The 15,954-nt window shown below is 65.1% G+C and carries 11 protein-coding genes; 6 read left to right on the forward strand and 5 right to left on the reverse strand.

Annotated elements, in window-relative coordinates; translation table 11 throughout:
* The first annotated feature begins 394 nt into the window (after positions 1-394).
* On the forward strand, positions 395-1,747 hold the full coding sequence (locus tag VJ923_RS06280) for an MFS transporter (protein WP_326439673.1): 1,353 nt from the start codon (positions 395-397) through the stop codon (positions 1,745-1,747).
* Positions 1,748-1,946: 199 nt separating this feature from the next.
* Here VJ923_RS06280 and cgr1 read toward each other — a convergent pair whose 3' ends face one another.
* Together cgr1 and VJ923_RS06290 are read right to left on the reverse strand one after the other, a co-directional pair.
* A complete protein-coding gene (gene cgr1 / locus VJ923_RS06285) occupies positions 1,947-2,660 on the reverse strand; it encodes a cytochrome c-type protein Cgr1 (protein ID WP_326439675.1) in 714 nt (237 codons plus the stop codon).
* Positions 2,661-2,690: 30 nt separating this feature from the next.
* The gene (locus VJ923_RS06290) at positions 2,691-4,397 is read right to left on the reverse strand and encodes an FAD-binding protein (RefSeq protein WP_326439677.1); all 1,707 of its coding nucleotides are present in this window, start codon (positions 4,395-4,397) and stop codon (positions 2,691-2,693) included.
* A 233-nt stretch (positions 4,398-4,630) separates the two neighbouring features.
* On the opposite strand from VJ923_RS06290, the gene VJ923_RS06295 reads away from it, so the two are divergent.
* The 3 genes from VJ923_RS06295 (at position 4,631) to VJ923_RS06305 (ending at position 9,248) form a co-directional block, all read left to right on the forward strand.
* Positions 4,631-6,211, forward strand: a complete 1,581-nt coding sequence (locus tag VJ923_RS06295) for a helix-turn-helix transcriptional regulator (RefSeq protein WP_326439679.1) — start codon at positions 4,631-4,633, stop codon at positions 6,209-6,211.
* Between the two features lie 431 nt (positions 6,212-6,642).
* The gene (locus tag VJ923_RS06300; RefSeq protein WP_326439681.1) at positions 6,643-7,983 is read left to right on the forward strand and encodes a Fic family protein; all 1,341 of its coding nucleotides are present in this window, start codon (positions 6,643-6,645) and stop codon (positions 7,981-7,983) included.
* Positions 7,984-8,066: 83 nt separating this feature from the next.
* Positions 8,067-9,248, forward strand: a complete 1,182-nt coding sequence (locus VJ923_RS06305) for a pyridoxal phosphate-dependent aminotransferase (protein WP_326439683.1) — start codon at positions 8,067-8,069, stop codon at positions 9,246-9,248.
* Positions 9,249-9,333: 85 nt separating this feature from the next.
* Here VJ923_RS06305 and VJ923_RS06310 read toward each other — a convergent pair whose 3' ends face one another.
* On the reverse strand, positions 9,334-9,519 hold the full coding sequence (locus VJ923_RS06310; RefSeq protein WP_326439685.1) for a hypothetical protein: 186 nt from the start codon (positions 9,517-9,519) through the stop codon (positions 9,334-9,336).
* Between the two features lie 7 nt (positions 9,520-9,526).
* Positions 9,527-11,419: a helix-turn-helix transcriptional regulator gene (locus tag VJ923_RS06315; RefSeq protein ID WP_326439687.1), complete on the reverse strand. Its 1,893-nt coding sequence runs from the start codon at positions 11,417-11,419 to the stop codon at positions 9,527-9,529.
* 282 nt (positions 11,420-11,701) lie between these two features.
* Between VJ923_RS06315 and VJ923_RS06320 the strand changes: the two genes are divergently transcribed.
* On the forward strand, positions 11,702-12,295 hold the full coding sequence (locus tag VJ923_RS06320; protein ID WP_326439689.1) for an iron-sulfur cluster assembly scaffold protein: 594 nt from the start codon (positions 11,702-11,704) through the stop codon (positions 12,293-12,295).
* A 56-nt stretch (positions 12,296-12,351) separates the two neighbouring features.
* Positions 12,352-13,476, forward strand: a complete 1,125-nt coding sequence (locus VJ923_RS06325) for a hypothetical protein (RefSeq protein WP_326439691.1) — start codon at positions 12,352-12,354, stop codon at positions 13,474-13,476.
* A 199-nt stretch (positions 13,477-13,675) separates the two neighbouring features.
* Here VJ923_RS06325 and VJ923_RS06330 read toward each other — a convergent pair whose 3' ends face one another.
* Positions 13,676-15,835: an aldehyde ferredoxin oxidoreductase gene (locus tag VJ923_RS06330; protein ID WP_326439693.1), complete on the reverse strand. Its 2,160-nt coding sequence runs from the start codon at positions 15,833-15,835 to the stop codon at positions 13,676-13,678.
* Positions 15,836-15,954: the final 119 nt, after the last annotated feature.

Here is a 15,954-nt window from a genome sequence, read left to right on the forward strand (position 1 = left end):
CGGCGGCGGCCTGCACTGCTCCACCGCCGACGTCTACCGCGAGGGCGAGTGCCTCGACTACTTCCCGAACCGCGTCGAGGATCCGACCCTCGTGCGCCCCGAGATGTGGAAGTAAATCCCGCACGCATCCCGCGCATAAGCGTTTGCATGGAACCCGCTTCGGCGGGTTCCTTTTTTTGCGCCTGCATCGGTCGTGGCGCGCGTGAGGAGGGCGGGTGGCCCGGCGTGTCTTTCACTGAGCAAATCGCTCATATTTTTGTGCACCCGACTAATTGCGTATTCTCAGCTGCACAAAAGACCTGATGTGGTAAGGTGTAAAGCTAAGTCAGGGCATTATTGAAAGGAGAAGCCATGACCGCTATCTTTCTGACACCCGTAGGGGCGGGTGGTTTCCATGAGTAGCAGTACCGCTCCCGTGAAGAGCGCTACCTACGCTGAGGCAACCGAAGCAGAGAAGCATGCTGTCCTGCGCAAGGTGACGGGGTCTTCCTTCCTCGGTAACTTCATCGAATGGTTCGACTATGCGAGCTATTCCTATCTGGCCACGGTTATCGCGCTGGTGTTCTTCCCGGACACCGACCACACCGTGGCGGTTATGAGCACCTTCGGTGTGTTCGCGCTCTCGTTCCTCGTGCGCCCCATCGGCGCCATCTTCTGGGGCAACATGGGCGACAAGAAGGGCCGCAAGTGGGCGCTGTCGGTGTCCATTCTCATGATGAGCGGCGCCACCTTCCTTATCGGTTGCTTGCCGGGATACGCGGTTCTCGGCGTGGGTGCTCCGCTGCTGCTTCTGCTGCTGCGCATGGTGCAGTCCTTCTCCGCTGCGGGCGAGTACGCCGGCGCGGCCACGTTCATTGCCGAGTACGCGCCGCACAACCACCGCGGCTTCTACTGCTCCATGGTGCCCGCCTCTACGGCCACGGGCCTGCTCGTGGGCTCGCTGTTGGCCACCTTCATGTTCACCGTGTGGGGCGCCGACTCCTCCTTCGTGGTGGACTGGGGCTGGCGCATTCCGTTCTTGCTGGCGCTGCCCTTAGGCTACATCACCCACTACATCCGTACCCATCTCGAGGACTCGCCGGTGTATGAGCAGATGCAGGAGCGCATGAAGGAAATGGGCGAGAAGGTGGAGCACCCCATTCGCACCCTGTTTACCAAGCACCTGCGCGTGCTTCTCATTTCGTTCGGCGCCTGCGTGCTGAACGCCGTGGGCTTCTACGCGGTGCTCACCTACCTGCCGAACTACCTTGAGACGACGCTGAACTACGATCCGAGCGCAGCCTCCACGATTACCACCATTGTGCTGGTGGTCTACATTGGGTTCATCTTCCTGTCCGGTCGCATTTCCGACAAGGTGGGCCGCAAGAAGATGCTCATCGGCGCCTGCGTGGGCTTCATCGTGCTGACCGTGCCGGCTTTCATGCTACTGAGCACGCTGAACTTCGCGGTCATTCTCTGTGTGGAGCTGGTCATGTGTCTGCTGCTCACCATCAACGACGGCACGCTGGCGAGCTACCTGACCGAGACGTTCCCCACCGATGTGCGCTACTCCGGCTTCGCCCTGTCCTTCAACCTGGCCAACGCCATCTTCGGCGGGTCGGCGTCGTTCATCTCGTTCTGGTTGATCGATATTACCGGCAACGCCATCGCGCCGGCCTGGTACATGGTGGCCATCGCCGTCATCGCCCTTATCGCCATGTGCATGACCCACGACCACTCCGGCAAGAAGCTGGACGACGTGAAGTAGGCGAATCGCCCAAGGCACGCGCAGGCAGGAGATGCGTCGTCTGGTGCGTTCGTTTGCATGAGGCGAAGCGCTCGATTGCCTCGTATGGCACCATCGCAACATATGAGAAAAGCCCCGGTATCGGGGCTTTTCTCGTGGAAGGAGAGGGTTTCCGGACGGAGGAGGAGCCGTCTGGCGAAAGCTGTCCTGGTTCGAAGGGTTACTCGGCGGCCTTCACGCCGGCGAGGTTGTTGGACTCGCCCATGGTGAGCCACCCCTCGGGCACCTCGGCGGTGGCGTGGCACTGGGTGCAGTACATGACCGAGGCACGGTGGGCCTTGTGGCATGTGGTGCATTCCAGCTCCTCGTGGTGGGCCCAGTGCGGGTTGTAGGTGCCCATGTCGGCGGTCTTCTCGTACAGATCGTCGCGGGTGAGGTTGTGGCAGGCCTCGTTCAGGCACAGCTCGTCGGCGTCGCGCCCTGATGCCTCGGTGAGCTCGCTGGCAGTGCGCTCGACCAAGGGGAACTCGTAGTTGCCTGTAAGCCACGCGCCGCCCTCGCTTATCTGCTCGCCCAAGGTGGGGGTATGGCAGTCGAGGCAGGTGCTGCCGAGCTTGCTATGGTAGGCGGCCAGCATGGTGTGGGGGTCTTCCACCTCGTTGCCCCACTTGTCGGTGGCGGGCTCGTTCAGATCGGCCTCGTAGGTGGCCAGGTAGTTGTCCATGGGGGTATGGCAGATAGCCCCGCAGAAGCTCGGCTGCTCGTGCCAGACCCAGAAGCCGGCGCCGGCTACGACGATGATGGCGACTACCACGCCTGCGACGATGGCGGCGCGGGCTCCCTTGCGCTTGGGGGCGGGGGAGTCCGAGCTCGGGGTGCTTTCGATGACCGGGTCGTGCTCGGTCGCCGGGGCGGGATGGTTCTCGGCGCTCATAGGGCGCTCCTTTCTCTATGGTAGCGGGGGTTAGTCCAAATCTCCGGCCAGCAGGCGTGCCACGTGGCGCCCCTCGGTGCAGGTGCGGCCGCAGGCGCAGGCCACGATGTACTCGGGGTAGTTGTCGGAGAAGAAGCAGCCGGAGACGTCTCCTGCGGCGTACAGGCCCTCGATCACCTGGTTGTCGGCGGTGAGCACCTGCATGTCCTCGTTGATGCGCAGGCCGTCGGTGGTCGTGAGCAGCGAGCCGCCGAACCAGCAGCCGTAGAAGGGCGGCTCGACGATCTTCGAGAGGCGGTGCGGCTCCTTGCCGAAGTCGGTGTCGGTGCCCGATTCCACGAGCTCGTTGTAGTGCGCGATGGTATCCATGAGCTGCTGCTTGCTTTCGCCTTCGAAGCCGAGCACGTCGGCCAGCTCGTCGAGGGAGTCGGCCTTCTGCATGAGGCCCGTGCCGCCATCCATGGCGATGAAGTCGTCCAGCGGCATGCCCATCTGCATGAAGGCGGTGGTGTAGGCCGCGCAGCCCGTGGTGCCGAAGCGCAGGATGTCGTCTGCGGCGTTGCCGTCGAAGATCTGGCACCACACGCCGCCGGGCTGGTAGCTGGCGGCGTTGCACAGGGTGTCGTAGGGCAGTGACTCGTTGACGAAGCGCTCTCCCTTGCGGTTCACCTTCAGGAAGGGCTGACTGCCGATGTTCAGCTGGTAGTGCGTGCCGGGGAAGTGCTCGGTGCCGTCGGCATCCACCACATACCCGCAGTCGACGCCCGCCGGCACCGCGCCGCGGTCGAAGATCATCGGCGCGCCGTTCACGTCCTTCACACCGCCGGCCCACAGGCCCGCGCGCAGGCCGTAGCCGTCGCAGCGCAGCGAGTAGCTGGCCGCCGTGCAGCACGCCGGCACGAGCGGCAGGTTCGCGCGAATCATCTCGGGGTTCGCGGCATAACCACCCGTGGCAAGCAGGGTGCCCTTGGCGGCGTTCACGCGTACGAGACCCTCCGGCGTGCTGAACACGGCACCGGTGACGCGATTGCCCTCGTGGTCGAGCTTCACGAGGTCGTAGTTGTAGTCGATCTTATGCCCCGCCTCCTGAATATGCCATTCCAGGATGTCGTTGCGCATGGGGTACTCGTAGGTGGGGTTGAAGAAATGCTCGAGGGTGGCGGTAAAGTATGCGGTTCCACCTGCGGGGTGGTCGGCTTCCATGGGAGTGACGCTGAGCGTCTTGCCGTTGGCCTCCATGATGGGGGCGATCCATTCGATCATCTCGCGGCCCTCGTTGAGCCACATCTTGATGACCCGCTGGTCCACGCGGCCCGACGCGTAGCGCGTCAGCTCGTTCAGCAGCTTCATCGCATCGACCGGATCGGCTACCTCCAGGCTGTACTTCGTGTTGATGGCGCCCAGGTACTCGCGGGTGTCTCCGACGCTTTCGCCCTTCTCGGCCACGATGAAATCGAGGCCCAAGTCGCTGGCCGTGCCGGCGGCCATCATGCCCGCGTTGCCCGCGCCGATGATGAGGAAGTCGGTATCGCGGGTGGCGACGATGTCGGCGTCGGCCACTGCGGGTTCCTCGCCGAGCCAGTAGGTGTGCGCCTCGCGCGACGCGGCCTCGGGATGCGGGGCCTCCTGAGGCCGCGGCGCGCAGCCGGCCAGCGCGCTGGCCGCAAGCGCTCCGGCGCCGGCCAGCATGCCAGCCTGCAGAAAGCCGCGGCGGGAAAGTCCGGATGAGTCGATCATGGTCGGATCCTCCTTCTCGGGGATCGCCCGCATGGGACGAGCGATTCTGGGGTGGTTCTCTCTGCCGCCAACTCTAGAACGGCGTGGCTGAGACCGCCCCACATCGGCAGGGCGGTTTTTCTCAAAGCAGCTAAAAGCCCCAGGAAGAGGGCATCCCACATCCAGAATGTGGGGCGGCGACGCGGCGCGCCGTGGTAGGATTTTCCAGATAGCGAGGACGAGGAAGGGGACCCATGGAGGACGGAGTGCTGCAGCAAGGGTCGCAGCGGCGCGCGGGCACGGCGGGCGCTTCGGTGCGCGCGGGCGTGGCGCTCGCCGGCGCGCTGTTCAGCTTCCTCGCCACCAACGGGAGCGTTTACCCGGCCGTGGCCATGGTTGACCCTTGGGTGCGCGAAGGGGCAACGCTGTTCGGCGTGCTGGTGTTAGTCGCGCTCGTGGGGATAGTGCGCTATCGGCCGCGCTGGCTGCACGTGCGACTCTTCAGCGGGGTTGCCCTAGCATCGGTGGCGGGCTACCTGCTTCTGGCTGGCGCAGGGCTGGCTCTGCGCAGCCCCGGGCTCCTTCTGGCGGGGTCGTTGCTGGACTCTCTGGCCGAGGCCTGGTTGTTCGTGCTGGCCTACCTTGCCTTCGCCCAGCTGGAGGCGGCCCGGCGACCAGTGGTGGCTATGGGCGCGTGCCTGGCCGCGTACTTGCTGCAGCCGTGGGCGAACGTGCTTGCGCCGACGTACGCGGTCGCCGCGAACGCCCTGTGCTTCGTCGTTCTCTTCCTCTGTGTGCGTTCTTTGGTGGCGGCTCCCTTGCAGGAGGCCCAGCGTTCGGAGCCTCCCGCCGAGATGGCCGTGGCGAACCCCCAGTCGTTCCTTCCGTCTGGGCATCTGCTGTTCGTGACCATCTTCGTGTTCAGCATCGCCCAAGGTCTTGTGATTGCGCTGCCGGGCCCCTTCAACGAGGCACCGGCGCTTCCGGTGGCCTTTCTGCCGCTGGCGGTGATTCTCGTGGTGTATCTGGCGCGCCGTCGCATGCCCAACGCCGACGGGCTGTTCGCCCTGTGCGCACTGCTCATCATCGCGGGGATGTTCTTACAGTCAAGCGACCGCGTCGTGTCGGGCGGGGTGGTATCGGCGTCGAACACGCTCATCGAAGCGGGAGCTTCGTGTTTCAACTTGCTTCTGGTGCTGCTGGTGGGAAGCATCGCGGGGCGTAACCGGGCGACGGCGCTGCCCACGGCGGCGCTCGTGCTGGCGCTGTACTGGTCGGGGGTGCTGGTGGGCGCCATGCTCGGTAACGGCGCCATGGCCCTGTTCGGCTGGACCGAGCAGGCGCTGGTGTGGACGAGCTTCGCGAGCGCCATGGTATTCGTGACGTTTTGCTTCATCGTTTTGAAGAACGTGAGCTTCGCCGAGGCCATCGGGGCCATCCGGCCGCCGGAGCCTCTGCGGCCCCCGGCCGAGCTAGCGATGGCGACGCGCGGGGAAGAGCGTGCCGGCACCGACATCCGATGCGGTGAGGAGGGGTCTTTGGGGCGCGTCCCAAAGACGGCAGATCTGGCGGAAGGCATCGCGGTGGAGGGCATCTCGGCGGGAGGCACCGCGCTCGAAGACCGGTGCGCGGCCGTGGGCACCGACTACGGCCTCACCCCGCGCGAGGGGGAGGTGTTCGCGCTTCTGGCCCAGGGGCGCACGGTGGGCGTGATTCGCGAGAAGCTGGTCATTTCCCTGAACACGGCGCGCTTCCACACCAAGAACATCTACGCGAAGCTGGGCGTCCACTCCCAGCAGGAGCTTATCGATCTAGTGGAGAACTTTGAGGCCTGATAGCGGCGAGTGGAAATGCCGCCTGCCTTTCTTGTGGCGGCGATGCGGCGCCTTCAAGGAAGACCGGACCGATGAATGCAAGAAACCCCGCTGCGTTTCAAGGGCTTTCGCAGCGGGGTTCTCACCTCAGATTCCTTGTGGGAATGGCACAAGAGCAAATGTGATGGACGGTTGACGTCCAGATTCCTTAACGGATGATGATCGGCCAGTCCATGTCGGGCCTCCTTACCGGGGATTGCTTCGTTCGATGTCTATACTATACGGGCCTGTCTTGGAATTATCAATATCTAAAAAACTGATAATTAGAAAGACAAATATAGTTAATTAAATTGTCAGAAAGAGAAAATAGAATTCGCAGATAATGAGGTTATTAGTTGCAGATACTGATAATATAGAGCCCGACAGGTGAATCGTTCCAAAGGGGGGTCTTTGTGGACAAAAGACAGCGCAAGGGGTTTGTCGATGCAACGGTGGACTTCATGAGCCATCCGTGTTTTCGACAGCTACGCACAGCGGCTGATGTGGGCATTCTGCTGTTCGAGGACCTCTATCGGTTCGAAATGCCGAAGGGCTACACCAAAGAGGAGGTGTGGCGGGTGCTCACGGCGGTGCGCAAGCAGGCGGCGGTCATGATTCCCGACGACCCGGAGCGTGAGGCGGACATGTGGATGATCACGACGAGCGCCCTGTCCTTCGATTCCGAAACCGTGGAGCTGCGCACGCGGGTGGACTCTACGGTGCAGCGAGCACTGCGGGAGCTGCAGGGCTCACCCTATGTCACGCGCTTCATCGAGCGCACGCTCATTCACGGGCTGGAGGTGGAGGGCATCAGCGTTGACGAGGGGCGTATCCACGAGCTGTACACCGGCGCGGCGCCGACTGATTCCATCGACCGGCTGGTAACCAACTACTTCGAGCTTTCCAGCAATTGTGACCGCCTGGCCGCCCGCGAGGTAACCCACGGTATGATCGAGAACCTGTACTACGAGCTCATCGAGGGCGTGAACCTGGCCGATTTGCCGGCCCGCAAGCTGGTGCCGCTGGACCCGCGCCTGCCCCCGCCGGAGTCTCAGGTGCTCATGGACCTCGTCTGCCAGCGCGCCCGCGAAGCCGACGACGATATGCGCTTCGGGCCTGTGCTGCGTATCATCAATATCACCTGGTTCTTCCGCTACTTCGACGTGCTGCCCCACGTGAACGTGCTCGTGGGTCTGCTTCTGCGCAACATCATTGCCATCAAGTGGGGCTTTCCCGTGCTCTGCTGGTTGCCTGCGGCCTTCGATCCGAAAAGCGAGGACGCCGTGGCCACGCCGGCTCGCCAGCAGGCCATCTTCGAGCACTGGTCGCGCGACTTCGGTTTCGGGTTCGACTTCACGCCCTACTTCGAGCTGAACGTGAAGCTGTATCTGCAGGAGCTGGACAAGCTGTCGGTGTCCATCGATTACCTGGAGAAGCTCAACGAGAAGATCGGGCGCATTTTCGCCTCGCACATCAACCAGCGGCAGAAGTCCATCCTCTCGGCGCTCATCCGCGAGCCAGGCGCCATTCTGCGCATCGGGCCGCATCAGCGCGCCTTCCGCATCGCCTACGGTACGGCTCGGGCCGACTTTCTCAGCTTGGAGCGCGAGGGCTTTCTCGTGCGCGAGCAGGAGGGAAGGGCGTTCGTGTTTCGCGCCGACCCGCTTCTGCAGGAGAAGATCGTGCAGCTGGGCGCCGCTGCCGTAGAATCGGCCGAGGCGAGCCTGACCGGTGCAGGCGTTGTAGTATCCTAGCGGGAAAAGACCGATATGTCGGGCGCTTTGGTTTGGGCTGTAGGCCTTGAGCCGGGCGTCTTGCGAAGGGAAGGCGACAGAGCATGATCAACGAGACGATGTACGGGCTGGGCGACGAGCCGAGCGTTATTCGCGAGCTGTTCGCCTACGGGCTCGCGCGCAAGGCCGAGATTGGCGCGGAGAACGTGTACGACTACTCCATCGGCAATCCCTCGGTGCCGGCGCCGGCTCTGGTGAAAGAGACGCTACTGGAGATGCTGGAGACCGATCCGGTGGCGCTGCACGCCTATTCTCCCTCGGCGGGCCTTCCCGATGTGAGAGAGGCCATTGCCGCTTCCATCCGCGAGCGCTACGGCGTGCCGGCTACGGCGGGGCACGTGTACATGACTGCAGGCGCGGCGGCTGCCATCGCTATCTCTATCGCGGCGGTGAGCCATCGCGACGACGAGGTGGTTGTGGTGTCGCCCTATTTCCCGGAGTACCGCACCTGGATTGAGGCGGCAGGCTGCACCGTGGTGGAAGTGCCGGCGTGTCAGCCGAGCTTCCAGCCCGATGTGGAGGCTTTGGCTGCGGTCATCGGACCGAAGACGAGCGCGGTCATCATCAACTCGCCCAATAACCCGGTGGGCGCGGTGTATACCCGCGAGAGCCTTGAGGCGCTGGCGGCTATGCTGCGCGAGAAAGAGGTCGAGCTCGACCGTCCGCTGTATCTCATCAGCGACGAGCCCTATCGCGAGATCACCTACGGTGCCGAGGTGCCTTACGTGCCGTCCATCTACGGACGCACGATTGTGTGCTACTCCTATTCCAAGGCGCTGTCGCTTCCGGGCGAGCGCATCGGGTATGTGTACGTGTCCGATCTGGCCGATGATGGCGACGCGGTTTCCGTGGCCATTGCCGGTGCGGGCCGAGCGCTCGGCTATGTGTGCGCGCCGGTTATGCTGCAGCGCGTGGCGGCCCGCTGCGTGAACGAGCCGTCGGACGTGGCCGCCTATGCCGAGAACCGCCGCATTCTCACCGAGGGGCTGTCCGCTTTGGGCTATGAGTATGTGGAGCCCGACGGCGCCTTCTACCTGTGGGTGAAGGCTCTGGAAGACGACGCGAACGCGTTTTCCGAGCGTGCCAAACAGTTCGAGCTGCTCATCGTGCCCTCCGACAGCTTCGGCGTTGGCGGCTGGGTGCGTCTATCCTACTGCATCGCCCGCGACACCATCGAACGCTCCATGCCCGCGTTCGCGGCCTTGAAAGCGAGTTATGAGGGGTAGGGTAGCCGTTGAATCCGATTTGGTTCATGAGGCGTTCGGAGGCTTGAGCTCCGAACGCCTTTTTGCGTGGCTGCCCTTGTTGGCGTTAGCGCTTCCTTGGGTGCTTCGAGAGCCAGAGGCAGGCGGCGCTCGCGATGACGAGGGCGACGAGGGTGGCGACGCGGCCGAAGCTGGGGTCTTTGTAGCCGATGATGAAGACGCCCAGGCAGAAGGCGGCCATGACGGCGCAGAGGAGGGCGAGCCAGCGCAGGTAACGTTGTTTCTCTTCCACGGTTTGCCTACCTTCCGTAGCTGGCCAGGTATTCCAGGATCTCCTGGCGGGAGTGCATGCCGCATTTGCCGTAGATGCGCTTGATGTGGCTGTGGGCCGTGGCCGGGGTGATGGAGAGCTCCTTGGCCACCTTCTTTTGGGTGTAGCCGAGGGCGTAGTAGGTGAGCACGTCCACCTCGCGGTCGGAGAGCAGGAACTGCTCGCCCATGGCCCGTACGCGCCCGCGTAGCGAGTCGCTGATGATGCCCTCGGATCCGGTGGGGGCGTCGGGGGAGGCGGCGGGGGCGGACCGCGCCGTGCGGCCCGTCGGTCCCAGGGGCGAGGCCCCGATGGGGCGCGGCTCGGCTGCCGCGTCGGGAACGGTCCTCTGCGCGCCGCCGGTCTCGTTGTCGCCGGCGGGGGCGTCGGCTGCGCCGGCCGCACCGGTGCGGGCCGCGGCGCTGGTGGCGGGACGGGCGACGGGATGGTCGGGCGAGCAGCCCTCGGTGCAGCGCACGCAGCGCTGGGCCTGGGCTGCGGTCACGGCCTCGAAGGCGGCCTTCTGCACCGCGGCCACGGCTTCGGCCACCCGGGCCGCCTCGTGCTCGGCCGCATCGCGCGTGACGGCCTTGAGCGCGCTTTCCGCCTCGGCCAGGGCCTGCTGGGTGCGGGCCGTCTCGGACTCGGCGCGCTGCAGCTCGCCCTCCACCTGGGCTTCGCGCGCCTCGGCTTCCGTGGCCCCCTCCCTATGCTCGGCCAGGAGGAACTGCACGAGCACCACCTGGGCCGAGAGCAGCACCAGACCGCCCAGAAGGGAGGTAATGAGCAGGTCGTTTCCCGTGAGCGGATACACGAAGAGCAGCAGCATGCGCGCCACCGAGCGCGAGCCGAAGCAGATGACCCAGCCGCCCAGCGCGTAGAAGTAAGGGTCGCGCTGACCGAAGCTGGTGAAGGCGATGACGACGTACCAGCAGTAGGCGCAGATGACCACGTTCAACGTGTTCACGAGCACCGCCCCGATCTCCCAGTGGAAGGGGAAGGCACCGAACAGGATGAGGGAGCCGGCGGCCAGGGCCTCCATGGCGATGAAGATGCCCACGGTCATGACGCGCTCGCGTCGGCGCACGACGAGCGCGGCAAACAGGGCACACACGGCGATGGCGGCGAGGGTGTAGGCCGCCCGGGTCGCCGGGGTGAACGGAATGGGCAGGCCGTCGGGGTAGCCGCGCAGAAAGCCGTCCACGAAGCCGAGGAGCCCTATGCCGACGGTGCACGCCACAAGGAAGCGCCAGTCCTGCATGGAGCTGCGGGCGAAGGTGAAAAACGTGCGCGCTCGGCGGTGGAGCCGCTCGGCGGCCAGGCCGTCGCGCAGGGCGGCCGGCCCCAGCAACGCCAGCTGGGCCACGACGAGGACGGCCCCGATGATGTTCTGGGCCCGCGGCGGCAGGAACGACAGCAGGTAGACGATTGCCTCGCTGACGATGAAGACCCCAAAGACGAAGAGCGCGGCGGTCACCTCGTCGGTGCCGCGCAGGCAGCGCAGCCAGTAGAACATGCACAGCGAGAGGGCCAGCGTGCTGACGACGCTGAGGGCAAAGGCGGTACCTCCCAAGGCCGGGTCGGTGTCGTCGAGGACCGACAGCGCCATGGAGGAGGCGGCGGCCACGGTGACGCTGGCGATGAGGATCCACTGCACGGCCGTGTCGCTGAGCACGCGCCGCGATCGGGCGATGACAAGCAGGACCGCGGTGAACAGGGCGCAGGTGACGAGCATGGCGCCGTCGGTGAAGATGCCGTCGTCGGTGGCGGCGTAGCTGCCGTAGCAGGCCGCGATGAGGGCGACGCGGGCGCAGACCATGCCGGCGAGCATGGGCCAGAACGTCTTGAGACGCGCGGCCAGGCCGGCGATTACGGCTCCCATGTTCCCTCCCTCTCGTGGTGCGGCGCGCGCCGGCGCCGATTCCCCGTATCGTAACGCGCTTGGTATCCGCGCGGTGCAAAAGCATGACCTATTGACTCCATGATAACCCTTCCGCCCTTCTCGGGCGGGGCCGCAGCATCTTGTTACGTATCTGCAAAATGACATCGCCTGAAAGAGGGTAATCTGCGCGGGAGGGTCATGGTAGCCTAGGGGAAACTTCCAAAGAGGAGATGCGGGACGCCCCTGCGCAGGGCGACCTGCCGAAAACGAAGAGAGGTTCCCATGAGCGAACGCGATATCTACCACGAGCCGCCCACGCGCGTGCTGCTGCGGACGGCCGATGCATACCAGACCGAGTCGATGGACGAGGTGGAAGGGTATTCCGACAAGCTGCTGTCCATTGTGGCCGACTACCGCAACGGAGGGCGCCCCGAGGGGATGAACGCCCAGGCCATGGTGGGCAAGTCGAAGCGCGGGGAGGTGGCCTTCCGCCTGTTCGCCCGCGTGAACCCCGAGACGCGCGTGATAGAGGCGGCCGGCTTCAAGACGCGCGGCTGCCTGGCCATGACCGGCTGCGCGAGCGTCACCTGCTCGCTTATCGAGGGCCGCACATTGGAGGAGGCCCTGGCGCTCACGGCAGACGAGGTGCGCGCGGCCGTGGACGGCGTGCCCGCGGGCAAGGCGAACACGCTGACGTTTTCCGTGGAGGCCGTGCGCGCCCTGGTGGGCGACTTCCTCGTGCACGAGGGGGCCGACCTGGCCGCGCTCGACGAGGCGGTGCCGTGCAGCCCCTACGGGGTGGACTGCCTGATGTGCGAGCACTGCTCGCTGCGCGACACGCGCAACGACCTTCTGATGAAGTCGCTGGAAGACTAGAGGTTCAAATGCGGGGTGCCGCCCAAGGTGGGGCGCTTCGGCTGGAGGTGAGCGCTATGCGCGAGGAAGATGAGATTCGGGCGGCGGTGATCGCGCTCGCGGAGGCCCAGGAAGCCGGCGAGGACGTGTCGGGCGAGCTTCCCCATGGGGAGGTGGCGGTGGAGGCCGCCGCGCCCCTGTTCGATGCGGAGGCGTCTGAGGACGAGCAGCGCGATGCCGCTATCGCGTTGGTGATGGACGCCGTGCGCCAGGCCACGCGCGAGAGCCGCTTGGCGCGGCCGTGCGAGTGGGAGGATGCGGGCCTGGTGCCCCCGGCGATGACCGCCGAGGACCTGGAGATGGCGGTGTACGATGCCCTCATGGAGCACGGCGAGCCCGTGCCCGAGGGAGCCGCCGAAGCGGGGGAGGGCCCGGCGCAGACGGTCCGTCCTGCGAACAAGCACGTGCGCTCGGCCTTCTCGTCCTCCAACGGCCGCTGCGTCGGCGCCTCTCCCTTCAAGCACCAGGCTGCCCTCGCGAAAGAGGAACCAGCGAATGAGCTCGAATCCCTGGTTGATTTTTCAGCAACGGAAGAGCTCAGAGGGGGCACCGGGTGCCCTGACCGAGCGAGCTCCAGCAGCGAGCTCTCGAAAATGGAAGAGTCTAGCGGAGATGACGGGCGTTCCGACCGAGCGAGTTCCGCAGCGACTGGAACAGCCCAGTGGGCTGTTCCATCAAGCGAGGACTGTCTGAGCGAATCGGAATGCCCGTCACCTCCGCCCGAGGCGAGCGACGAGAGCGATTCCCTTCCCTACGACTGCAAGAACATCCGCCTGCTCATGGGCCGTGAGAGCTACTACCTCTACGACGCCTCCGCCATGACCGACGCCTATGCGCGCTGGTCGTTTCTGGCCGCCGAGGAGGATCCTGTGGCCACCTTCGTGGAGTGCGTGCGCGAGGAGTCGTCGGTGTACCCGCGGCCCATGGCCCGCACGAATTTGGCCAACGACCCCTTCCGCCTGAGCGCCGAGGCGGTGGAGGCCGCCTTCGCCGAGGCGCGCGCCCAGGGCCGCGCCGACGACATCGAGCGCACAGAGGCCTCCAACGGCGACGTGTACTTCTATTCCACCACGTACCTAAGCCCCGTGCGCGCTCGTTCCCTGGCCGAATGGGATGCCGTGGAGCGCCGCCGCAACGTGTAGGTGGAGATCCGTCGACTCGCGTTGCCCGCTCGAGATGGCACGGGCGGCGGAGGCGCTTTCGCTCGCGTGCCGTGATGTCCGAAACGAAGAAGGACCCCGCACCGGTTGGCGCGGGGTCCTTGCACGAAGGGGGAGCTCTTCGGAGCTCTCACGGGGAGGAGGGGCCCCGGGCGCGCGGTCCGGGGCCGGAGGGTGCTTCCTAGGCGTCGGGAAGCAGGCCGCGAGCAGCCAGGTCTTCCTTCACGTCGCCCATCTCGTAGTAGTCGAGGCACTCGGCGGTGGGGCATCCAAGCTCCGGATCCCAGCCGAAGCACTCGTACATCATGGTCAGGCCGGTCTGGAAGTCGTCCTTGTCCATCTTGATGGTTCCCTCGGTGAACACGGGGATGTCGGGGTCCTGGGTGAAGGGCCACTCAGTCACCACGTCGTGGATGCCGCGGAAGTCGTTGGTGCCCATGTTGCCGCTGGCGTCGGTCATGCCGCGGGCGGTGTTGGCACGCTGCAGGGTGGTGATCTTCGCGCCCATCTTGTACAGGTCCTCGGTGGTCACGTCCTCGCCGGTGACGGCCTTCATGAACTTGGCCTCCAAGTCCAGATCGCCGCGGTAGTCGCGGGCGGCCGTGGGGCTCATGGTCATGGGCCACACCCAGTTGCACAGCGTGAGCGAGTCGTGCAGCACGTCGGTGACCACCGACCACCAGGCGAAGTTGGCCTTGTACTCGTTCATGGGGGTGTAGTTCTTGTCCGGGTCGATGGCGCTCGCGTCGCCCCACACCTCGGCGGCGATCTGCTGCTTCAGCTCGAAGGGCAGACCGCACCCCTGGAAGTTCACGGCGGAGTGGATCATGTCGTCGCGGTTGAACACCATGTTGTATAGCAGGCCCACCTGCCCGAAGCACTCGTGGGCGTGGTGCACCGGCCAGCCGCGCGGGTTGATGATGCAGGAGGCCACGGTGTCGTTCCATACCTTGTCGTCCCAGCGGTCGGTCCACACCAAAGGACCGTAGCCCACGTAGGCCAGCTCCGAGTCGTTCTGGGCGATCTTGGTCAGCAGCTCGGCCATGATGGAGGGGTCGTTGTTCTGGAACTTGGTCCAGTCGAAGGCGGCGTACTCCTCGGCGGGCAGCACGCGCTCGAACACGCCGGCGGCGTAGCAGTGGGCGATGTCGCGGTAGATCTGGCCGTAGTTGCACCACAGGCCCAAGTCGTCCATCACCGAGCCGGTCACCTGGTCCCACACGAGGGCGTCCTCGCTAGCGGCCTTAACCGGGGTCTTGTCGCCCAGGATGCCGATCATGTAGTTGGTGAACGGGAAGTTCGGCACGCAGGTGTTGCCGGTGATCTCGTAGCCGCCGTTGGCCGCGCTTGCCGGCACGCGCATGTCGGAGTAGCAGTGGATGGGGCAGCTGTGGCAGCCGTCCATCTTAATGGTGTACTTCTCGGCCTCGGGGCCCTCGTCCTTGAAGGACTTCATGCAGCGGTAGCCCACGGTGTTGATCTCGCCGGGCTTCGGCTCGCCGGTCTCGATGGGACCGCCCTCGGCGAGCGCCCAGGTGAGGCCCTTCTGCGCGGTCCAACGGGAGCCCTTGTCGAAGTACTCGGCCCATTCCTGCTGGGTGGAGGGCACCACGTGGTTGTTGTTGGAGCCCACGATCTCGCGCAGCATGTAGTCGGACAGGTCGGCCACGGCCTGCGGGTCGGCCACGTAGATGGGCTGGGTGCCGCGCACCACGAGCGCCTTCAGCTTCTTGGAGCCGAAGACCGCGGCGGTGCCGGCGCCGGCGGAATGGTTGCGGGAGTTGATGATGCAGGCGTAGGGCAGCAGGTTCTCGCCGGCGGGTCCGATGGTGGCCACGCAAAAGTCGGTGCCCTCGCGGCGCGAGAGCGCCTCGGTGGTGGCGCGGGTGCCCAGGCCCCAGTACTTGTCGGCGGGCTTGATCTGCACGTCGTCATCGTCGATCATAAGATAGACGGGCGTATCGGAGGCGCCCTCGATGATGATGGCGTCCCAGCCGGCCTTCTTGATGGCGGCGCCGATCATGCCGCCGGTGTGCGCGTCCACCACCTGATGGTCTTTGGTGTAAGTGGAAAGCGACGCGATGGTGGTGCGTCCGGCCAGGGGCACGCCGGTGGCCGTCAGCGGGCCCACGGCGAAGACGACCTTGTTCTCGGGCGAGAGCGGATCGGTGCCCGGGGCAACCTCGTCGTACATGATTTTGTTGGCGATGCCCATGCCGCCCAGATACTCTTTATACGGGTCGGTCGGGGTTACCGAGACGGTTCCGTCGGTCAGGTTGACGCGGAGGATCTTGCCGGTCCAGCCGTAGGACTTGCCCCGATCCAGTTTTGAATCAGCCATGATGAAGCTCCAAATCTCTTCGTGTACTCGTGTTGCGCGGCACTTGTCGGCGATCTGGAGTAATCGTCGCTGACCAGTATATATATGAGTGGCAAGGTCCCCTTCCCCTCAATGAGGGG

This window comes from Adlercreutzia shanghongiae (assembly GCF_035830635.1).
Taxonomy (GTDB): domain Bacteria; phylum Actinomycetota; class Coriobacteriia; order Coriobacteriales; family Eggerthellaceae; genus Adlercreutzia; species Adlercreutzia shanghongiae.